Below are 17,447 nucleotides of genomic sequence, written 5' to 3'. Positions count from 1 at the left end.
TGCCGCATCCTGTTGGGAGGAATTATGAAAAGACGCGAGTTCTTCAAGACCGCCTCGGTCGCCACGATCGGCGCTGCGGCTGCGACCACGCTGGCCACTCCGGCCATTGCGCAGGGCAATATCAACTGGCGCATGGTGACCACCTGGCCCAAGAACTTCCCCGGCCTGGGTGTGGGCGCGCAGCGCCTGGCTGATCGCATCACCGCCGCCTCGGGTGGCCGGCTGACCATCCAGGTCTTTGCGGCCGGCGAAATGGTGCCAGGCCTGCAGGCGCTCGACGCCGTCATCGACGGCTCGGCCGAAATGAGCCACGGCGCTGCCTATTACTGGCAGAACAAGAGCCAGGGCCTGTCGTTCTTTACCGGCGTGCCCTACGGCATGACCAGCCGCGAGCTGACCGGCTGGGTCCGCCATATGGGCGGCCAGGAAATCTGGGATGAAATCTACGATCAGTTCGGCGTGCAGGGCTTCCTGTCGGGCGATACCGGCACCCAGGCGGGCGGCTGGTTCAAGAATGAGCTGACCGGTGTTGCCGATGTCCAGGGCCTGCGCTTCCGCACGCCGGGCATGGGCGGTCAGGTCTGGGCCAAGCTGGGCGCCTCGGTGACCAACCTTGCCGCCGGCGAAATCTTCGCCGCGCTGCAGTCGGGCACGCTGGACGCCGCCGAATTCGTCGGCCCCTATAACGACCTGGCGCTGGGCTTCTACCAGATCGCCAAGAACTATTACTTCCCCAGCTTCATCGAGCCGGGCCTGGCCACCGAACTGGTGGTCGACAAGGCCAAGTATCAGGAACTGCCGGCTGACTTGCAGGCCCTGGTCAAGGATGTCTGCCAGGCCGAGTACGATAATGTGGCGGCCGATTTCGCTGCCAACGACCCGCGCGCCCTGCAGGCGCTGGTCAGCGAGCATGGTGTGCAGATCAGGCAGTTCCCCGAGGAAATCCTCGAGGCCGGTGCCAAGGCTGCCAGCGAGGTACTCGCCGAGCTCCGCGAAGGTGGCGATGCCCTCACCAAGAAGACGGCCGAGAGCTTCATCGCGGCCTTCAACGTGGTGCGCCAGAAGACCGACGGCACCGACTCGCTGTTCCTGGCGGCTCGCGAGAAGTACTTCACGCTCAGCTGATCCCGCACAGCGCCAGAACTTGGAAGGCTCCATCGCTTCGGCGGTGGGGCCTTTTCCTTGCTGCACAAGAAAAGGGCCCGGATGGCATTGCCATCCGGGCCCTTTGCAGTTCGCTTACCTGCCTCAGTGGTAGATCGCGCCAGGTAGCCAGGTGATGAGCTGCGGGAAGGCGAACAGGATGATCAGGCCCAACAATTGCAGGATCACGAAGGGCACGACGCCCCGGTAGATCATGCCAGTGGTCACCCGGGCCGGGGCCACGCCGCGCAGGTAGAACAGCGAGAAGCCGAAGGGCGGCGTCAGGAAGCTGGTCTGCAGGTTCACGCCCACCATCACGCCCAGCCAGATCGGATCGACGCCCAGGGCCAGCAGCACCGGCGCGGTGATCGGGATCACGATGAAGATGATCTCGAATGTGTCCAGGATGAAGCCGAGCAGGAACATGATGAACATCACGATGATCGTGGCGCCGATCGCTCCGCCCGGCATGGACGAGAGGAATTCATGAACCAGGTTGTCGCCACCCATGGTGCGGAAGACGATGGAGAAGACCGCAGCACCGAACAGGATGATGAACACCATCGAGGTGATGGTGGCCGTCGAAATCACCGCCTGGCGCAGGATGGTGAGGCCCAGCTTGCCACGCAAAGCGGCCAGGATCATTGCACCGACCGAACCCACGGATGCGGCCTCGGTGGGTGTGGCGATGCCGGCCAGGATCGAGCCGAGCACGGCCACGATCAGCAGCAGGGGCGGCACGAGGGCAACAAAAACCTCGCGCATGAGGCCGGCCTTTTCGGCCTCCGGTACCGGCGTTGCCGGGCAGGATTTGGGGTCGGTCACCGCCTTGAAGATCACCCAGGACGCGTAAAGTCCCACCAGCAGAAGGCCGGGAATGATCGCGCCGGCAAACAGGGCGCCTACCGAAACGGGCTCCGGAGCAAAATTGCCCTTCTCCATCTGCACCTGGGCATTGATGCCCGAGAGCATGTCGCCCATGAAGATGAGGACGGTGGAGGGCGGGATGATCTGGCCCAGCGTGCCGGAGGCGCAGATGACGCCGGTGGCCAGCTTGGGGTCATAGCCGGCGCGCAGCATGGCGGGCAGCGAGATGAGGCCCATAGTGACCACGGTGGCGCCGACCACCCCGGTCGATGCCGCGAGCAGCGCGCCCACCACGATGACCGAGAGGCCCAGGCCGCCGCGCAGATTGCCGAAGAGCTTGCCCATGGTAAGCAGCAATTGCTCGGCGATACCGGATCGCTCCAGCATCACGCCCATGAAGATGAAGAGCGGAACGGCCACCAGCACCTCATTGGTCATCATGCCGAGGTAGCGGCCGACCAGTGAGCCGTAGTTGGAGGGGTCGTAGACGCCCAGGAACCAGCCGACGAGGCCGAAGATCAGGGCTGTTCCGGCCAGGGAAAAGGCGACCGGGAAGCCCAGCATGAGCACGCCGATAACGCCAACGAACATAAGGCCGGAGAGAATTTCACCAATGAGAACGGGATCCATCAATGCACTTCCTTGGCGTCATCGGCGATGTAGCGCTGGTCATCGGGCAGCAGGTCGTCGCGGTTGGTGAGCGTCAGGACGGCACGGGCACCCATGGCCAGGCCCTGCAGACCCACGAGCACGCAGAACACGATGATGAACCCTTTGAGCACGAACAGCCCCGGCATACCGCCGATATTGGCCGAGCCTTCCTGATAGCTCCACGAGCGCGCTACGGCGGGCCAGGCATAGTGAAACACGACGTAGATGAACGGCAGCAGGAAGAACACGACACCGAACAGGTCTGCCATTGCCTTCTTTCGCACCGGTGCCGGGCGATAGAAGATATCGACGCGTACATGGTCGTCGCGCATCAACGCGAAGCCGGCGACACCCGTGAACATGGCGCCACCCAGCCAGACATAGAGATCCTGCATCCACAATGTGGATGAGCTGAATACATAGCGCTCCACGACAACCGCGAAGCAAACCAGCACGCATCCGAGCGCCAGCCATGACAACACTTCGCCGACGATGCGGTTCAAACCGCTGATCGCGCGGACAAGCAAAGCAAGGGCCTGCATATTATCCTCCCCTCTCCCCGCCAGGATGTTTCCCGGCATTCTTGGGCCGTTCGACGGCATCAGGCGATCAGGTGAACACGGCTGGTTAACCATCGCAAGATGCGTCCGGCATACAGCCGACCGATATGGGAAAGGCGCTTGCGCCACAACGGTGCGCCCGGGAGGAAGTGAGACCAAGCCCGTAATAGTGGGTAGGCAAGGGGGGATCGCGCCCGCAGGCTGGGCATATGCTCACGCCGCTGGTGACAGGCCCGGCAAAAATGCTATGTCGCTGCCGGTTGCGCCTGGGTGGCACAACATTGGCCGGGGAGGGCATCTGCATGTTCGTGGTTGGTGGGGAAAGCCTGATCGATCTCAAGGCCGAAGTGGCGCTGCCCGATGGCGCATTGATCGGCCGCGACGGCGAGAACCAGATCGTGATGACGGCCCATCCGGGCGGTTCGCCCTACAATTGCGCCATCGCGCTGGCCAAGCTGGGCAATCCCACCGGCTTTCTCTGCCCCATTTCGGCCGATGCCTTTGGCGACTACCTGCTGGGGCCGCTCGGCGAGGCTGGCGTTACGCCGCTGCTGCCCGAGCGGGTCAAGGACTATACCACGCTGGCCGTGGTCAATTTCGACGCCAACCGCAATGCCCGCTACGGCTTTTATCGCGAGGCCGATGGCGCCATCGAGGCGGAAAAGGGCATCGCGGCGCTGCCGGAGCAACTCGATCTCTACCAGATCGGCGGGTTCTGTCCGATCCTGCCTGATGAGGCGGCGATCTGGCTCGACATCGTCAAGGCCGCCATTGTCAAGGGCGCGACGATTTCCATCGATCCCAATGTGCGGCCGAGCCTGGTGGACGATTTTGCCGGCTACAAGGCCCGGCTCGCCACCTTCCTCGACCTGGCCCATGTGGTGAAGGTCTCGGAGGAAGACCTCGACGCCCTCGATAGTTCCAGGAATATCGAGCAGCACGCTGCGGACCTCTTGGCGCGGCCCAATTGCCAGCTCGTCGTGGTGACGCTCGGTGAGAAGGGTTCGCGGGCCTTCACCAAGGCTGGCCAGGCACAGGCGGCGATCTACGCACCGCCGGTTTTCGGCGACACGGTGGGAGCGGGCGACAGCCTCATGGCCGGCATCCTGTCGTGGCTGCATGAGCGCGGTCTGCTCAAGCCCGGCAAACTCGATGGACTGGGCGATGGCGCCCTGTCCGACATGCTGCGCTTCGGCGCTGTCGTGGCCGGTATCAATTGTGGCCGCAAAGGCTGCAAGCCACCCACCCGCGCCGAAGTCGACGCGGTGCTTGGGAAATAGCCGTGATGGCCAGGTGGATGCACGCTATTCGGAGAGCAGGTCGGGCGTAATATCGCGTGCGGTGTGTAGGATGCGGACGATGCTCACGTGGCGGAATCGCACCGATAGAAGATCAAATAGCTGCCTACAGGAAAGCTGCGCAATTCCGAGTTCGGGGCGGTCGCGGCCTGCCATAGGCTGATCCGCCAGCATCGAGAATGCTGCATACAGGTCCTCAATGATCCGCGTTGCGCCCCTTTGACTATTGGGCGCGATGTAGTCCCAGATGTCGAAGAGGTCTCGCCTGGCGAGCGGGAGTCTTTTGATTTTAAGCGGCATCGTCAGCGGCCCGGCGAGCGCGCGCTTCCGCCAGGAAATCTTCCAGACTCTCCATGGGTTCCGGTTCGCCGCTGTCCAGCCCGTCCTGGATGGCCTTTTTCAGCTCGTTGAGTTTCCACGCCCGCAGCGCTTCGCGCTCTTCCATCAGGCGCAGGCCGTCGCGCAGTACTTCGCTGACGCTGGCATAGCGACCGGAGGCGACGAGTTCCTTGGCGAAGGCTTCGTAGTGCTCGCCGATCGAGTAGCTGGAGGGCATGGCTGATACTCCGAAATTATCAATTTATGATAGTTCCGGTGGGGCGTGGGTTCAAGCCCCGGCGCGGATTGCCAGGGCTTCCTCCAGCGCCATTGTGGTGTGGTGTTCCCAGTTCTTGTCGTCGGTTTCCGGGTAATCGGTGCGGAAATGGCCGCCGCGGCTTTCGGTGCGCTTGAGTGCGGCGGCAGCGACCAGGGTGGCCGAGGTGGTCATGTTGAGATAGGCGCTGGTGACCTGTTCGGCGGTGGCTTCGAGGTGAGCAATGCCGCGTAGCGCCTGCCGCAGGCCTGCGGCATCGCGCTCGACACCCACCAGATCCGTCATGATGCGGCGCAAGTCCTGCACCGCCACAGTGCCGCGCAGTACGTCCTCGGCCTTCTGCCCTTCGACTTCGTCCCATTCGATGCCCTTGAAGGGCGCCAGTTCGCGGGGTGGCTCCAGTCCGCCGATATCCTCGGCGATGCGGGCGCCGTAGACCGTGGCTTCGAGCAGCGAATTGGATGCGAGCCGGTTGGCGCCATGCAGGCCCGTGCAACTAGCTTCGCCGCAGACCCAGAGGCCGGGCAGGGACGAACGGCCCCGCTCATCGACCTTGACGCCGCCCATATGGAAATGGGCCGCAGGGGTGACCGGGATCAGGCCCGCTACCGGGTCGATGCCCGCATCGCGGCAATATTTGGAGACGGTGGGGAAGCGGGTGAGGATGGCTTCGCCCAGCACCTGCCGCGTGTCGAGGAACACTTTGCGGCCCGCCTGGATCTGCCGGAAATTGGCGCGGGCGACCACGTCGCGGGGGCAAGCTCGGCGTCCGGGTGGATTGCCGGCATGAAGCGCTCGCCGAGGTCATTGACCAGAATGGCGCCTTCACCGCGCAGCGCTTCGGTGGCGAGGGGCGCGGGATCGGCGCCGGTCGCGATGGCCGTGGGGTGGAACTGCACGAATTCGGCATCGGCGATCAGGGCGCCCGCTCTTGCCGCCATGCCCATGGCGTGGCCGCGCACGCCGGGTGGATTGGTGGTGACGGCATAGAGCCCGCCCAGCCCGCCGGCGGCCAGCACGGTGGCGCGGGCGCGGATGAAGACCGGCTCGGAATAGCGGTCGCCCAGCCGGCGGCAGAACACGCCGACAATGCGGCCATTGTCGCGGGCCAGGCTCAGGGCGGTGATGCCTTCCACCACGCGGATGGAGGGGGTGCGGCGCACTTCGGCGATGATGGCCTGCATGATGGCCCAGCCGGCCCGGTCGCCCTCAACCTTGACGATACGATTGGCCGAATGGGCGGCTTCGCGGCCCAGCTCGTAATGGCCGAAATCGTCGCGGTCGAAGGGCGTGCCCCAGCGCGCCAGGTCTTCGATGCGTGCGGCCGCCTCTGAGGTGACGCTTTCAGCGGTGCCGTGATCGACGATGCCGGCGCCCGCCATTTCGGTATCGAGGGCATGGGCATGGCTGCTATCACCCTGGCCCACTGCGGCGGCCACCCCGCCCTGCGCCCAGGCCGAGGAGGCGCCGGTGCCGAGCGGCTTGGGCGACAGCACAGTGACCGGGCGCGGCGCCAGTTTCAGCGCGGTGAACAGACCGGCCAGGCCCGCGCCCACGATCAGGGCGCCATCGGCATTGAGGGTGTTGTCGAAGGTGGTCACTGGCCGCTCCGGAGTGTTTTCAGACCTGGTATTTGTCCGTAAGGTCTTGCACGTAACAAGACCGGGACCCTGCATTATGGCAAGCGCGAATGGCGATGGCTTCGGCGACAATCCGCAGGGTGGATTTGCCACCGGTGCATCGCTCGATGTCTATGAGGCGATCTATCGGCTGGTGATGACCGCCTATGGCTATCGCTGTGCGCTGACCGGCGAGCAGTTCGCGCCCGATACCGGGTTGGTGCATCCGCATCTCGAAGTGGTGGCGATCCGCCCGCGCGAGGCCGGTGGGCCATTGGCGATCGACAATTACCTGGCGCTCGAAGAGCATGCGGCGCGCGCCTTCCGGTTTGGCCACTTCGTCGTCGAGGATGATTATCGGGTGGTGATCCGCAATCCCGGCGCTTTCCATGCGGGTCTGCGCCCGCATGCGGATGGGCGCCTGCTGGTGCCCGCCGAGCAGCTGTTCCGGCCCAATCCGGCTTACCTGGCTTTTCACCGCGCAATGCCGCCGGGCACCTAGTCGCCCTTCCGGCTCATCTCGATCATCCGCTCTACCGCCAGCCTTGCGGGCGGGATGATACCCTCGGGCACGGTGACTTCCTCGGTCATGGTGTGGAGGCTCCACAGTACGTTTTCGAGGTTGATGCGCTTCATATGCGGGCAGATGTTGCAGCCGCGCAGGAAGTCGACGCCGGTCGTTTCGCTGGCCACATTGTCCGACATCGAGCATTCGGTGACCATGACCACGCGCGGCGGCTTGGTGGTCTTGACCCAGTCGATCATGGCGGCGGTCGAGCCGGCAAAGTCCACCGCGTCGATCACTTCGGGCGGGCATTCGGGATGGGCGATGATCTTGGCCGTAGGATAGGCGTGGCGCAGCTCGGAAATGTCTTCGGCGGTAAAGGTCTCGTGCACTTCGCAGGCGCCGGCCCAGGTGATGACCTTCTTGCCGGTTTTCTTGGCAGTGTTCTGCGCCAGATACTGGTCGGGGATCATGATGACCGTGTCGCCCTCGACGCGGTTGACGATGTCGAGCGCGTTGGACGAGGTGCAGCACACATCGGTGACGGCCTTCACGGCAGCCGAGGTGTTCACATAGGTCACAACGGGGACGCCGGGATATTTCGCCTTCATCATCAGCACATCGTCGGCCGTGATGGAGGAGGCGAGCGAACAGCCGGCGCGGCTATCGGGGATGAGCACGGTCTTTTCGGGATTCAGCAGCTTTGAGGTCTCGGCCATGAAATGCACACCGCATTGCACGATGACCGATTGCTTGACCTTGGTGGCCTCGATGGCGAGCTGCAAGCTGTCGCCCACGATATCGGCCACGCCGTGATAAATCTGCGGCGTCTGGTAATTATGGGCCAGGATGACGGCATCCTTCTCCTTCTTCAGCCGGTTGATCTCGAAGATCAGCGGGGCATAGAAGGGCCATTCGATCTCGGGAATCTTGTCGCGGACGCGGTCGAACACCTTGGCGGTGGCGCGCTCGACGGCCTTGGAGAATTTGAGATCGAAGTGACCGGCGAGGATGGCGCGGGCCTCATCAAGGGGCGTCACCGCGTTGATCGTCTGCACCATGGCCGTGTCCTCCCGAAATCGAGGCGGAACCTAGGGATTTTTTGCCGCCATTTCAATGAACGGGGTTGCGGTAAATTAGTCTCGGTCCTAACGCTTCCCCAACAGCTCTACGAGGACAGCCATGCCGCAAGATACCGCCGCCATCCGATCCATCCTGTCGCTGGCTCCGGTCGTGCCGGTGATCATCCTCGATGACGTGAGCCAGGCGCGGCCGCTGGCCGAGGCGCTGGTTGCAGGCGGCTTGCCGATCCTCGAAGTGACCCTGCGCACGCCCAATGCGCTCAAGGTGATGGAAGAGATGGCCAAGGTAACCGGTGCCATTGTCGGCTCGGGTACGGTGCGTAACGCCCTGCACATGAAGCAGTCGGTCGATGCCGGTTGCCGCTTCATGGTGTCGCCGGGCATTTCCCCGCGCATTCTCGACGCGGCTGACGATATCGGCATTCCGCTGCTGCCCGGCATTGCCACGCCCAGCGAAGCCATGACGGCGTCCGAGCGGGGCTACAGCTATCTCAAATTCTTCCCGGCCGAAGCCAATGGCGGCGCGCCGGTGCTCAAAGGCTTTCGCCTCGCCGCTGGCGGATATCACTTTCTGCCCGACGGGTGGCATCGATCCTGCCAAGGCCAAGGTTTATCTCGGCCTGCCCAATGTCATCTGCGTGGGCGGTTCGTGGATCATGCCATCAGATGCGCTGGCCGCCAATGACTGGGGCCGTATCGAGGCACTGGCGCGCGAAGCCTCCGCGCTGCGGGGGTGATTGCCATGGCCGGCGTTTCGAAGGATGGCCTTACCCATCTTAGGGTCACCTTGAGCGAGACCGCCTATATCGGACCCGGCCGGGCCGACCTGCTTGAACTGATCGATAGCACCGGGTCCATTTCCGCCGCGGGCAAGGCCATGGGCATGAGCTACAAACGGGCATGGGGGCTGGTGCAGGCGCTCAATGATGGTTTCGGGCAGCCACTGGTCGAATCCAGCCGCGGCGGCGCCAGCCAGGGTGGGGCGCAACTGACCGAAGCCGGGCGGTTGGTGCTCGCGCACTATCGGGCCATGCAGGACAAGACACGGCAGGCCATCGCCGATGACGTCGCGGCCCTGCGCCGTAAATTCGATATGTCCGAACGGAAATAACGCTTGCCTTGTCCGTCGTGGCTGGGTGAAAACCGATATGGATTTCAAACCATATCGGAGCTGTCGATGAACCGCATGATCCTGGGCGCGCTGGCCGGCCTGCTGCTTTCCACCGCCGCACATGCCGAGAGCGTCAGCGTCGCCGTGGCGGCCAATTTCACCAAGGTGGCCGAGGAACTGGCGCCGCTATTCAAGGTCGAGACCGGCCATGACGTCAGCTATAGTTTCGGCGCTACCGGCCAGCTCTATACCCAGATCACGCAGGGCGCGCCCTTCGAGGTATTCCTGGCCGCCGACGATGTGCGGCCGACATTGGCGGTGACGGAAGGTTTCGGTGTCGAGGGCAGCGTCTTCACCTATGCCGTTGGCGCGCTGGCGCTTTACGGTGCGTCGATTGATGTGACGGACGGCAAGGCCGTGCTGGAGGCCGGGGCCTTCGACAAGCTCGCCATCGCCGATCCCGCCACCGCCCCCTATGGACAGGCTGCGACCGAGACCATTGCCGCTCTCGGTCTCACCGAGGCCATTACCCCCAAGCTGGTGACCGGGGAGAATATCTCCCAGACGCTGCAATTCGTCGAAAGCGGCAATGCCGAACTCGGCTTCGTCGCCGCCAGCCAGGTGGTGGGTAAGTCCGGCGTGTGGATCGTGCCGTCCGACCTGTTCGAGCCGATCCGGCAGGATGCGGTTTTGCTCAAGACGGGTGAGGCGAACCCTGCTGCCACGGCCTTTGTCGACTTTCTCAAGAGCGAACAGGCCATCGCGGTGATTGAAGCGGCGGGCTATGTCGTCGAATAGGCGGGGGCGGGATGAGCTTCGGTGATATCTGGACGCCGGTCAGTCTGACGCTGACGCTGGCGGCGATCAATACGCTCATCCTGCTCGTTATCGGTACGCCGATCGCCTGGTGGCTGGCGCGCAGCAAGAGCCGTTATCGCGAACTGGTCGGGGCGGTGGTGGCCATGCCGCTGGTGCTGCCGCCGACGGTGCTGGGTTTCTACCTGCTCATCGCGCTGGGTCCCAATGGGCCGGGCGGGTGGATTGCGGGGCTCTGGGGCGGGCGTACGCTGGCCTTTTCCTTCACGGGTTTGGTCATCGGTTCGTTCTTTTATTCGCTGCCCTTCATGGTGCAGCCCCTGCGCAATGGCTTTGCCGCCATCGGCAATGATCCGCTGGAGGTGGCGTCGAGCCTGGGGGCCAGCAACTGGCAGCGCTTCTGGCACGTGGCGCTGCCGCTGGCGCGGCCGGGCTATATCACCGGCGCGGTGATGACCTTTGCCCATACGGTGGGCGAATTCGGCGTGGTGCTGATGATCGGCGGCAATATTCCAGGCCAGACCAAGGTCATCGCCATCGCGCTCTACGACTATGTCGAGCGCCTGCAATGGGGCGAGGCGCATGTGATCGCGCTGGGCATGGTCATCTTCGCCTTCGTGGTCATCGCGGTGACGCTGATCATCGACAGACGGATCAACGTGCCGATGCCCTAGCTCGCGGGTGAAGCGACGGCGCTCCACATGGCCTTGGTGATCGATTGGGTGGTGGAGGCGTAATATTTCCACGGGTCAGGCCTTCTCGGTGATGGGGGACGAGGCCATGGCATCGGGAAAACCGCCGGTATCGTGCTTCTGGAAAAGCAGAATTTCGAGCGGCCCTGCGGGCAGCGCAGCAGGCTCAGCGGGCGGTTCTAGATATAGGGCAGCATGCGCTCGGCCACGGCGGCGTAGTAGGCGACCAGATCGGCCTTGGTGACGCCCTGGCCGGGATAGACCACGCGATCGGGGCTGGTGAGCTTGATGCCGGCGGCCTCGGCGGCAGCGAGGCCGGAATTGGGGTCGAGCGGGGTTGGCTGGGTCACTACAGGCCTCCTGCCGGTGATGGGCGTCCTGTCGCCCGCCTGTTCAACGTTGCGCGCTGTTCCGCGTTCCAGTGCGTTGCGCTGGCTTGCAGGCAACCCTACACTCAGGTCCATGAAGTCCAAGGGAGAATCAGCGATGGAACTATTCGATGGCTTCGCGCTCGACGGGCTCAGCATCACGCTGATCGGCCTGGGTATCCTCGCGCTCCTGGTGCTGTTCGCCGGCGCCAAGACGGTGCCGCAAGGCTATAACTTCACGGTGGAGCGCTTCGGCAAATATACCCGCACGCTCAAGCCCGGCCTAAACCTGATCGTGCCGTTCATCGATGGCATCGGCAAGCGGATCAACGTCATGGAGCAGGTGCTCGACGTGCCACACCAGGAGGTGATCACAAGGGACAACGCCTCGATCACCGCCAATGGCGTGACCTTCTACCAGATCCTTGATGCGGCCGCGGCGGCTTATGAGGTGTCCAACCTGGAGAATGCCATCCTCAACCTCACCATGACCAATATCCGTACGGTGATGGGTTCGATGGACCTCGACGAACTGCTGTCCAATCGCGACGAGATCAACCATCGCCTGCTCAATGTGGTCGATACGGCCGTGTCGCCCTGGGGCGTCAAGATCACCCGTATCGAGATCAAGGATATCGACCCGCCCAAGGACCTGGTGGATTCGATGGGCCGCCAGATGAAGGCGGAACGCGAGAAGCGCGCCACCATTCTCGAAGCGGAAGGCCGGCGGCAATCCGCTATCCTGCAGGCGGAAGGCGCCAAGCAGGCGCAGGTGCTGGAAGCCGAGGGCCGCCGGGAAGCGGCCTTCCGCGATGCCGAGGCGCGCGAGCGCTCCGCCGAAGCCGAAGCCAAGGCAACGCAGATGGTGAGCGACGCCATCGCCTCGGGCAGCGTGCAGGCCATCAACTATTTCGTGGCCAACAACTATATCGAGGCCCTGGGCAAGATCGCCACCTCGCCCAACCAGAAGGTGCTGATGCTGCCGGTCGAGGCGGCCAGCGTCATCGGCTCGATCGGTGGCATTGCCGAAATCGCCCGCGAGACGTTCGGGGGCGGAGCGCCATCGACGCCCGTGCGGCCGGGTCGCCCGCCATCGGCGGGTCAGCCCTAAAAGGAGCGATAATGCAGGTCATCGACTTCATCGCGGCCAATGGACCCTGGGCCTGGATCGTGGCCGGACTGGTGCTGCTGGCGCTGGAGCTGGTAGTGCCGGGTGGGTTCCTGCTGTGGATGGGGATTTCGGGCATCGTCACCGGACTGGTGGTGCTGTTCCAGCCCATCGTCTGGCCGCTACAATGGCTGATCTTCGGCGTGCTGTCGCTGGTCACGATCGCAATCTGGGTGCGCTGGACACGCACCCGGCCGGCCGCGACCGACCGGCCCTATCTCAATCGCCGCGCCGATCACTTCATCGGCCAGGAGGCGGTGCTCGAACAGCCGATCCAGCAGGGCTTCGGCCGCATAGTGCTGGGCGACACGGTGTGGCGCGTTTCGGGGGCAGACATGCCGGCCGGGCAGCGCGTGCGCATTGTCGGCAATGAAGGCGCCGTGCTCAAGGTCGAGGCGACCTGATCGCCGCCAAGGCAAGGCTTCATTAACCATAAGATGGAAAGATCGCCGCAGGTTCGGGCGGTGCGTCGCGGGCCGATTTTGGTTGGCGGAGAGCATCTTGCCCTTGTGGTGGCGGCAGACAGCGGGACTTGCAGGCGCCACGGCGCTCTGCGCGCTGTGCCTTGCCGTGCCTGCTCTGGCGCAGGCGGAAGGCGATGGGTCGGGCACCGACAATGAGCGGCTGTTGCCCAATGACTATCCGGCCGATCCGGTGCTGGCCAATAGCGACTGGCTGCGCGAGCCCTATGACCCGTTCTTCGATGTGGATTGGTCGGTGGCGTTGCGCGGCAGCTACGCCAAGTCCACTTCAGGCGAGCGCTTCGATATCCTGGTCGTGCCCGCGGTCGGGCTCGAGCATATCGGCAGCCGCTCGGCGGTCAATTTCGATGCCAGTGCGGAAATCGTGCGGCCCAGCGGCGATGGCAAGGTCGATGTCGGCGCGCTGCGGCTCGGCCTGCAAACCGGCTACGATCTCGACAGCGTCACGCGGCTGACGGCCAATGGCAACCTGTCACTGACCCGCGCCACGCCGGGCACGCCGGGTCTGGCCGACAATATCGCCATTGCCCCGCAGACGACCAGCGGTGGGTTCGATGCCGGCATTACCAGGCAATTCGGCAAGTTCAATGTCGGGGCGACCGGGGCGGCGCAGCGCAATATCTATGGCGAAACGACGCTGACCACGGGCGCGGTGATCGACAATTCGGACCAGAATTACTGGGCGCTTGATTCCGCTTTGCGCGTCGGTTTCCAGGCGACGCCCATCTTCGAAGTGTTTGGGCGGGCCGGGCTCGGGCGCGATATTTTCGACCGGCCTTCGGCAGCGCTGCTGGCCTATCCCAATGCCACCGACATCACGCTCGAAGGCGGGGTGACCGGTCGCTGGAACGACATTCTGGAAGTCACGGCATCGACCGGCGTCGGCTTGCGGCGCTTTGATGCGGCCGGGCTCGACGAGGTGGTGACCCAGCTTTATGGCGCCCAGGTCAGCTTCACGCCCGATCCGACCTGGCGCATGACGGCAGACTTTGGGACGACCGTAGCCCCGCCCGGTCCCAATGCCGGCGGCACGGCGCGGGTGGATTATGCGGCCAATGCCGAGGTCGCCTATACAGTCAATTCCTGGCTGGCGCTGCGGGCGCTCGCCGACTGGAACAGCGCGCGCTTTGCCGGCAGCGCCAATACCGAGACCGGCTATGGGCTGGGGGCGGGCGCCGACTACAAGGTCAACGCCCACACCGCCGTTTCGGCCGATTACGGCTATGATCACTCCGAAAGCAGCACCAATGGGGTGCAGGACGCGCATCGGGTGACCGTCGGGATTACGCTAACCCGCTAGAGGTGGTCTTCCAGGTCCAGCTTGCGCAGTTCCCTGACGAAGCCGTCGCGGATGTCGTCGCGGTCCAGTGCATAGACGACATTGGCGGTGAGGAAGCCGATCTTGGAGCCGCAATCGAAGCTCTGGCCGGCATATTTGACGCCGGTGAAGCGCTGGTTGTGCATCAGGGTCTGCATGGCGTCGGTCAGCTGGATTTCCCCGCCGGCGCCGCGCTGCTGATTGGCCAGCAGGCCGAAGATTTCGGGCTGCAAGATGTAGCGGCCGGAAATGATGAGGTTGGACGGAGCCTCTTCGCGCTTGGGCTTTTCCACCATGTCGGTGACTTCGAAGCTGTTGTCGGCGCCTTCGCCGCGCTTGATCACGCCATAGGACGAGACCTCGCTTTCGGGCACTTCCTCGACGGCGATGACATTGCCGCCGGTTTCTTCATAAGCGTCCATCATCTGCTTCAGCACGCCCGGCTCGCCCTTGAACAGCATGTCGGGCAGCAGCAGGGCGAAGGGGCTGTCGCCCACGATGTCGCGGGCGCACCACACGGCATGGCCGAGGCCGAGCGGCTCCTGCTGCCGGGTGAAGCTGGTGCGGCCAGCTGATGGCAGGTCCTTGCGCAATTCGTCGAGCGCCTGGGTCTTGCCGCGGCTTTCGAGCGTGGTTTCCAGCTCGAACTGGCGGTCGAAGTGGTCCTCGATCACGCCCTTGTTGCGGCCGGTGACGAAGACGAAATGCTCGATTCCCGCTTCGCGCGCCTCATCGACCGCATACTGGATCAGGGGGCGATCGACCACGGTCAGCATTTCCTTGGGCAGGGCCTTGGTGGCCGGGAGGAACCGGGTTCCGAGACCGGCGACGGGAAACACAGCCGTTCTGACGCGCTTGGGCAAATCATGCACTCCATTCTGGGATCGGACGTAAAACTATCTCAATCTGTCTAGAATATCATCAAGGCGAATAAGCGGTTGAAATACGGAGTTAATCCATGGCGGTTCTGGTAACCGGCGGCGCGGGCTATATCGGCAGCCATATGGTGCTGAACCTGACCGATGCGGGCGAAAAGGTCGTCGTGCTCGACAATCTGGTGACCGGATTCGACTGGGCCGTGGATGGGCGCGCCATTTTCGAGCCCGGCAATGCCGGCGATATCGACCATGTGCGCGGGCTGATCGACAAGCATGGCATTACCGAAATCGTGCATTTTGCCGGCTCCATCGTGGTGCCCGAGTCGGTCACCGATCCGCTGAAATATTACGGCAACAACACCGCCACTTCGCGCAACCTGATCGAGGCCGCGATCAAGGGTGGGGTGAAGCATTTCATCTTTTCGTCGACCGCCGCCGTCTATGGCATGACCGGGCTGGCGCCTGTGGTCGAGACCACGCCGCTCAATCCGATGTCGCCCTATGGCCGGTCCAAGCTGATGACCGAATGGATGCTGGCCGATGTCGCGGCGGCCCATCCCATGACCTATGGCGTGCTGCGCTATTTCAACGTGGCCGGGGCCGATCCGGGCAAGCGCAGCGGGCAATCGACACCGCTTGCTACCCATCTGATCAAGGTGGCCTGCCAGACGGCGCTCGGGCAGCGCGAGAAGATGGATATTTTCGGCACCGACTACGAAACGCCCGATGGCACCTGCATTCGCGACTATATCCATGTCACCGACCTGATCGCCGCCCATGCGCTGCTGCTCAAGCATTTGCGCGGCGGCGGGGAGAGCACGACGCTCAACTGCGCCTATGGGCAGGGTTATTCGGTGCGGCAGGTGGTGGAGACCGTGCGGTCGGTGTCGGGTGTCGATTTCCGGGCCGATGAAGGGCCACGGCGGGCGGGCGATCCGGCCTCGATCACCGCGACCGGCGAGAAGGTGCGGAAGCTGCTGGGCTGGGTGCCGCAGCATGACGACCTCCAGGAAATCGTTGAATCGGCCTATTGGTGGGAACGCCACCTGATGACGCGGAACCGGTAAGCGGAGGGGCAGGGCATGAAGCGGCTGATTGCGCTCTTCTTCGTTCTGCTCGCCGCTCCGGCCGTTGGCCAACCCGTTGAGAGCTTTGACAGTTTCATCACCAATTTCCGCAGCAAGGCATTGGCCGCGGGGGTGAGCGGGGCGGTCTATGATGCGGCCATGGGCGGGCTGACCCCCGATACGCGCGTGCCGGACCTGGTGACGACGCAGCCCGAATTCACCACGCCGGTCTGGGACTATATCGAGGGCCGCGTCACATCCGGCCGTATCGAGCGCGGCAAGGCGGCGATTGCCCGCAATTCGGCGCTGTTTACCGCGGTGGGCCAGAGCTATGGCGTCGATCCCTATATCTTGGGCGCCATCTGGGGCATGGAGACCGATTATGGCGCGGTGCTTGGCAATGATGGGCTAATACGGCCGATCGTGCGCTCTCTGGCGACGCTGGTGCATCAGCGGCGGACGCGACTGGTGGAGGATGAGGCGGACCTCATCGCGGCCTTGCTGCTAGTGCAGAAGGGGCCGCTCGATGCGCAATCGCTGGTCGGCTCCTGGGCCGGGGCCATAGGGCATCTGCAGGTCAATCCGTCCAATGTCATGGCGCATGGCACGGATGGGGATGGCGACGGGCGGGTGGACCTGCACCATTCGCTGGGTGATGCGCTGGCGACCAGCGCGCGGTTCCTGCGGGCGCTTGGCTATCAGCCGGGCGTGGACTGGGGCATGGAAGTGGTGGTGCCCGAGGGGTTCGATTACCTGCTGGCGACGCGGACGGAATTGCGGCCAGTGTCGTTCTTTGCCGAGCGGGGCATTGCGCGGGTGGCGGGGCGGCAGTTTGCCGACCTCAACCTGCCGGTTTTCCTCTATGTTCCTGCGGGCAAGGACGGGCCCAAATTCCTGATGACGCAGAATTACCTGATGCTCAAGGGCTACAATTTCTCCGACAGCTACGCCATGAGCGTGGCGCATATGACCGACCGGCTGAAGGGCGGCGGGGCCTTTGTCGATGACTGGCCGCGCAATACCGTCTTTCCCGACCTGGCGCAGCGGCAGGCGATCCAGCAGGCTTTGTCGCGGCTGGGGCTCTACGACGGGATCGTCGACGGGCGGCTGGGGCCGATCAGCCAGGAGGCCTATGCCCGCTTCCAGGCGAGCCAGGGGCAGGTGGCCGATGGCTTCATCACGCGGGCTTCGTATGAGGCGCTGGCCGCGGCCGCGCGGTAACATCAC

18 protein-coding genes and 2 pseudogenes are annotated in these 17,447 nt (G+C 64.0%); 12 read left to right on the top strand and 8 right to left on the bottom strand.

From position 1 onward, the window contains the following. Nucleotides 1-24: 24 nt before the first annotated feature. Nucleotides 25-1,125, top strand: coding sequence for a TRAP transporter substrate-binding protein (locus FPZ08_RS12785; protein ID WP_146290377.1), 1,101 nt, complete (start codon nt 25-27; stop codon nt 1,123-1,125). A gap of 123 nt (nt 1,126-1,248) precedes the next feature. On the opposite strand, the gene FPZ08_RS12780 is transcribed toward FPZ08_RS12785, so the two are convergent. After that, nucleotides 1,249-2,640: a TRAP transporter large permease gene (locus tag FPZ08_RS12780; protein ID WP_146290376.1), complete on the bottom strand. Its 1,392-nt coding sequence runs from the start codon at nt 2,638-2,640 to the stop codon at nt 1,249-1,251. Beyond that, nucleotides 2,640-3,203, bottom strand: a complete 564-nt coding sequence (locus tag FPZ08_RS12775; protein ID WP_146290375.1) for a TRAP transporter small permease subunit — start codon at nt 3,201-3,203, stop codon at nt 2,640-2,642. Before FPZ08_RS12775 ends, FPZ08_RS12780 begins: the two co-directional genes overlap by 1 nt. Before the next feature lie 320 nt (nt 3,204-3,523). Between FPZ08_RS12775 and FPZ08_RS12770 the strand changes: the two genes are divergently transcribed. Beyond that, nucleotides 3,524-4,501 carry a carbohydrate kinase family protein gene (locus tag FPZ08_RS12770; RefSeq protein WP_186766982.1) on the top strand — a complete coding sequence of 326 codons (978 nt, stop codon included), beginning with the start codon at nt 3,524-3,526 and terminating at the stop codon, nt 4,499-4,501. Between the two features lie 24 nt (nt 4,502-4,525). Here FPZ08_RS12770 and FPZ08_RS12765 read toward each other — a convergent pair whose 3' ends face one another. The 3 genes and pseudogenes from FPZ08_RS12765 to FPZ08_RS23030 form a co-directional block, all read right to left on the bottom strand. Continuing rightward, a complete protein-coding gene (locus tag FPZ08_RS12765; protein ID WP_146290373.1) occupies nt 4,526-4,819 on the bottom strand; it encodes a type II toxin-antitoxin system RelE/ParE family toxin in 294 nt (97 codons plus the stop codon). Then, complete coding sequence (locus FPZ08_RS12760) at nt 4,809-5,075, bottom strand: type II toxin-antitoxin system ParD family antitoxin (RefSeq protein ID WP_146290372.1); 267 nt, start codon at nt 5,073-5,075, stop codon at nt 4,809-4,811. Before FPZ08_RS12760 ends, FPZ08_RS12765 begins: the two co-directional genes overlap by 11 nt. A 51-nt stretch (nt 5,076-5,126) precedes the next feature. Continuing rightward, a pseudogene (locus FPZ08_RS23030) lies at nt 5,127-6,790 on the bottom strand (L-aspartate oxidase). A 1-nt stretch (nt 6,791) separates the two neighbouring features. On the opposite strand from FPZ08_RS23030, the gene FPZ08_RS12750 reads away from it, so the two are divergent. Further along, a complete protein-coding gene (locus FPZ08_RS12750) occupies nt 6,792-7,235 on the top strand; it encodes a hypothetical protein (RefSeq protein WP_146290371.1) in 444 nt (147 codons plus the stop codon). Here FPZ08_RS12750 and nadA read toward each other — a convergent pair. After that, a complete protein-coding gene (gene nadA / locus FPZ08_RS12745) occupies nt 7,232-8,299 on the bottom strand; it encodes a quinolinate synthase NadA (protein WP_146290370.1) in 1,068 nt (355 codons plus the stop codon). The two genes, FPZ08_RS12750 and nadA, sit on opposite strands and share 4 nt — an antisense overlap. 121 nt (nt 8,300-8,420) lie before the next feature. Here nadA and eda point away from each other — a divergent pair. The 4 genes and pseudogenes from eda (at nt 8,421) to modB (ending at nt 10,921) form a co-directional block, all read left to right on the top strand. Further along, nucleotides 8,421-9,057: pseudogene (eda, locus tag FPZ08_RS12740) on the top strand (bifunctional 4-hydroxy-2-oxoglutarate aldolase/2-dehydro-3-deoxy-phosphogluconate aldolase). Between the two features lie 5 nt (nt 9,058-9,062). Beyond that, nucleotides 9,063-9,431 carry a winged helix-turn-helix domain-containing protein gene (locus FPZ08_RS12735; protein ID WP_146290369.1) on the top strand — a complete coding sequence of 123 codons (369 nt, stop codon included), beginning with the start codon at nt 9,063-9,065 and terminating at the stop codon, nt 9,429-9,431. Nucleotides 9,432-9,497: 66 nt separating this feature from the next. After that, nucleotides 9,498-10,229, top strand: coding sequence for a molybdate ABC transporter substrate-binding protein (modA, locus tag FPZ08_RS12730; RefSeq protein ID WP_210246794.1), 732 nt, complete (start codon nt 9,498-9,500; stop codon nt 10,227-10,229). 11 nt (nt 10,230-10,240) lie between these two features. After that, a complete protein-coding gene (gene modB, locus FPZ08_RS12725) occupies nt 10,241-10,921 on the top strand; it encodes a molybdate ABC transporter permease subunit (protein WP_146290368.1) in 681 nt (226 codons plus the stop codon). A 197-nt stretch (nt 10,922-11,118) separates the two neighbouring features. Here the strand turns inward: modB and FPZ08_RS21980 are convergent, their stop codons facing one another. Continuing rightward, the gene (locus FPZ08_RS21980) at nt 11,119-11,289 is read right to left on the bottom strand and encodes a hypothetical protein (RefSeq protein WP_186766981.1); all 171 of its coding nucleotides are present in this window, start codon (nt 11,287-11,289) and stop codon (nt 11,119-11,121) included. A 136-nt stretch (nt 11,290-11,425) separates the two neighbouring features. Here FPZ08_RS21980 and FPZ08_RS12720 point away from each other — a divergent pair, with 136 nt between their 5' ends. The 3 genes from FPZ08_RS12720 to FPZ08_RS12710 all read left to right on the top strand — a co-directional run bounded on the left by FPZ08_RS12720 (nt 11,426) and on the right by FPZ08_RS12710 (nt 14,257). Next, entirely contained in the window at nt 11,426-12,418 is a 993-nt protein-coding gene (locus FPZ08_RS12720) for an SPFH domain-containing protein (RefSeq protein WP_146290367.1), read from the top strand. An 11-nt stretch (nt 12,419-12,429) separates the two neighbouring features. Further along, nucleotides 12,430-12,879 (top strand): NfeD family protein, encoded by a 450-nt coding sequence (locus tag FPZ08_RS12715; RefSeq protein WP_146290366.1) that lies wholly within the window; start codon nt 12,430-12,432, stop codon nt 12,877-12,879. 97 nt (nt 12,880-12,976) lie between these two features. After that, complete coding sequence (locus FPZ08_RS12710; RefSeq protein ID WP_186766980.1) at nt 12,977-14,257, top strand: outer membrane beta-barrel protein; 1,281 nt, start codon at nt 12,977-12,979, stop codon at nt 14,255-14,257. Here the strand turns inward: FPZ08_RS12710 and galU are convergent. After that, nucleotides 14,254-15,138: a UTP--glucose-1-phosphate uridylyltransferase GalU gene (galU, locus tag FPZ08_RS12705; protein ID WP_146290364.1), complete on the bottom strand. Its 885-nt coding sequence runs from the start codon at nt 15,136-15,138 to the stop codon at nt 14,254-14,256. The genes FPZ08_RS12710 and galU overlap by 4 nt on opposite strands. A 95-nt stretch (nt 15,139-15,233) precedes the next feature. Between galU and galE the strand changes: the two genes are divergently transcribed. Continuing rightward, on the top strand, nt 15,234-16,220 hold the full coding sequence (galE, locus tag FPZ08_RS12700; RefSeq protein WP_146290363.1) for a UDP-glucose 4-epimerase GalE: 987 nt from the start codon (nt 15,234-15,236) through the stop codon (nt 16,218-16,220). A 15-nt stretch (nt 16,221-16,235) separates the two neighbouring features. Then, nucleotides 16,236-17,441: a lytic murein transglycosylase gene (locus tag FPZ08_RS12695; protein ID WP_146290362.1), complete on the top strand. Its 1,206-nt coding sequence runs from the start codon at nt 16,236-16,238 to the stop codon at nt 17,439-17,441. Nucleotides 17,442-17,447: the final 6 nt, after the last annotated feature.

The sequence above is a fragment of the Devosia ginsengisoli genome (genome assembly GCF_007859655.1).
Lineage (GTDB): Bacteria > Pseudomonadota > Alphaproteobacteria > Rhizobiales > Devosiaceae > Devosia > Devosia ginsengisoli.
This window is presented reverse-complemented; position numbering and strand designations above follow the sequence as displayed.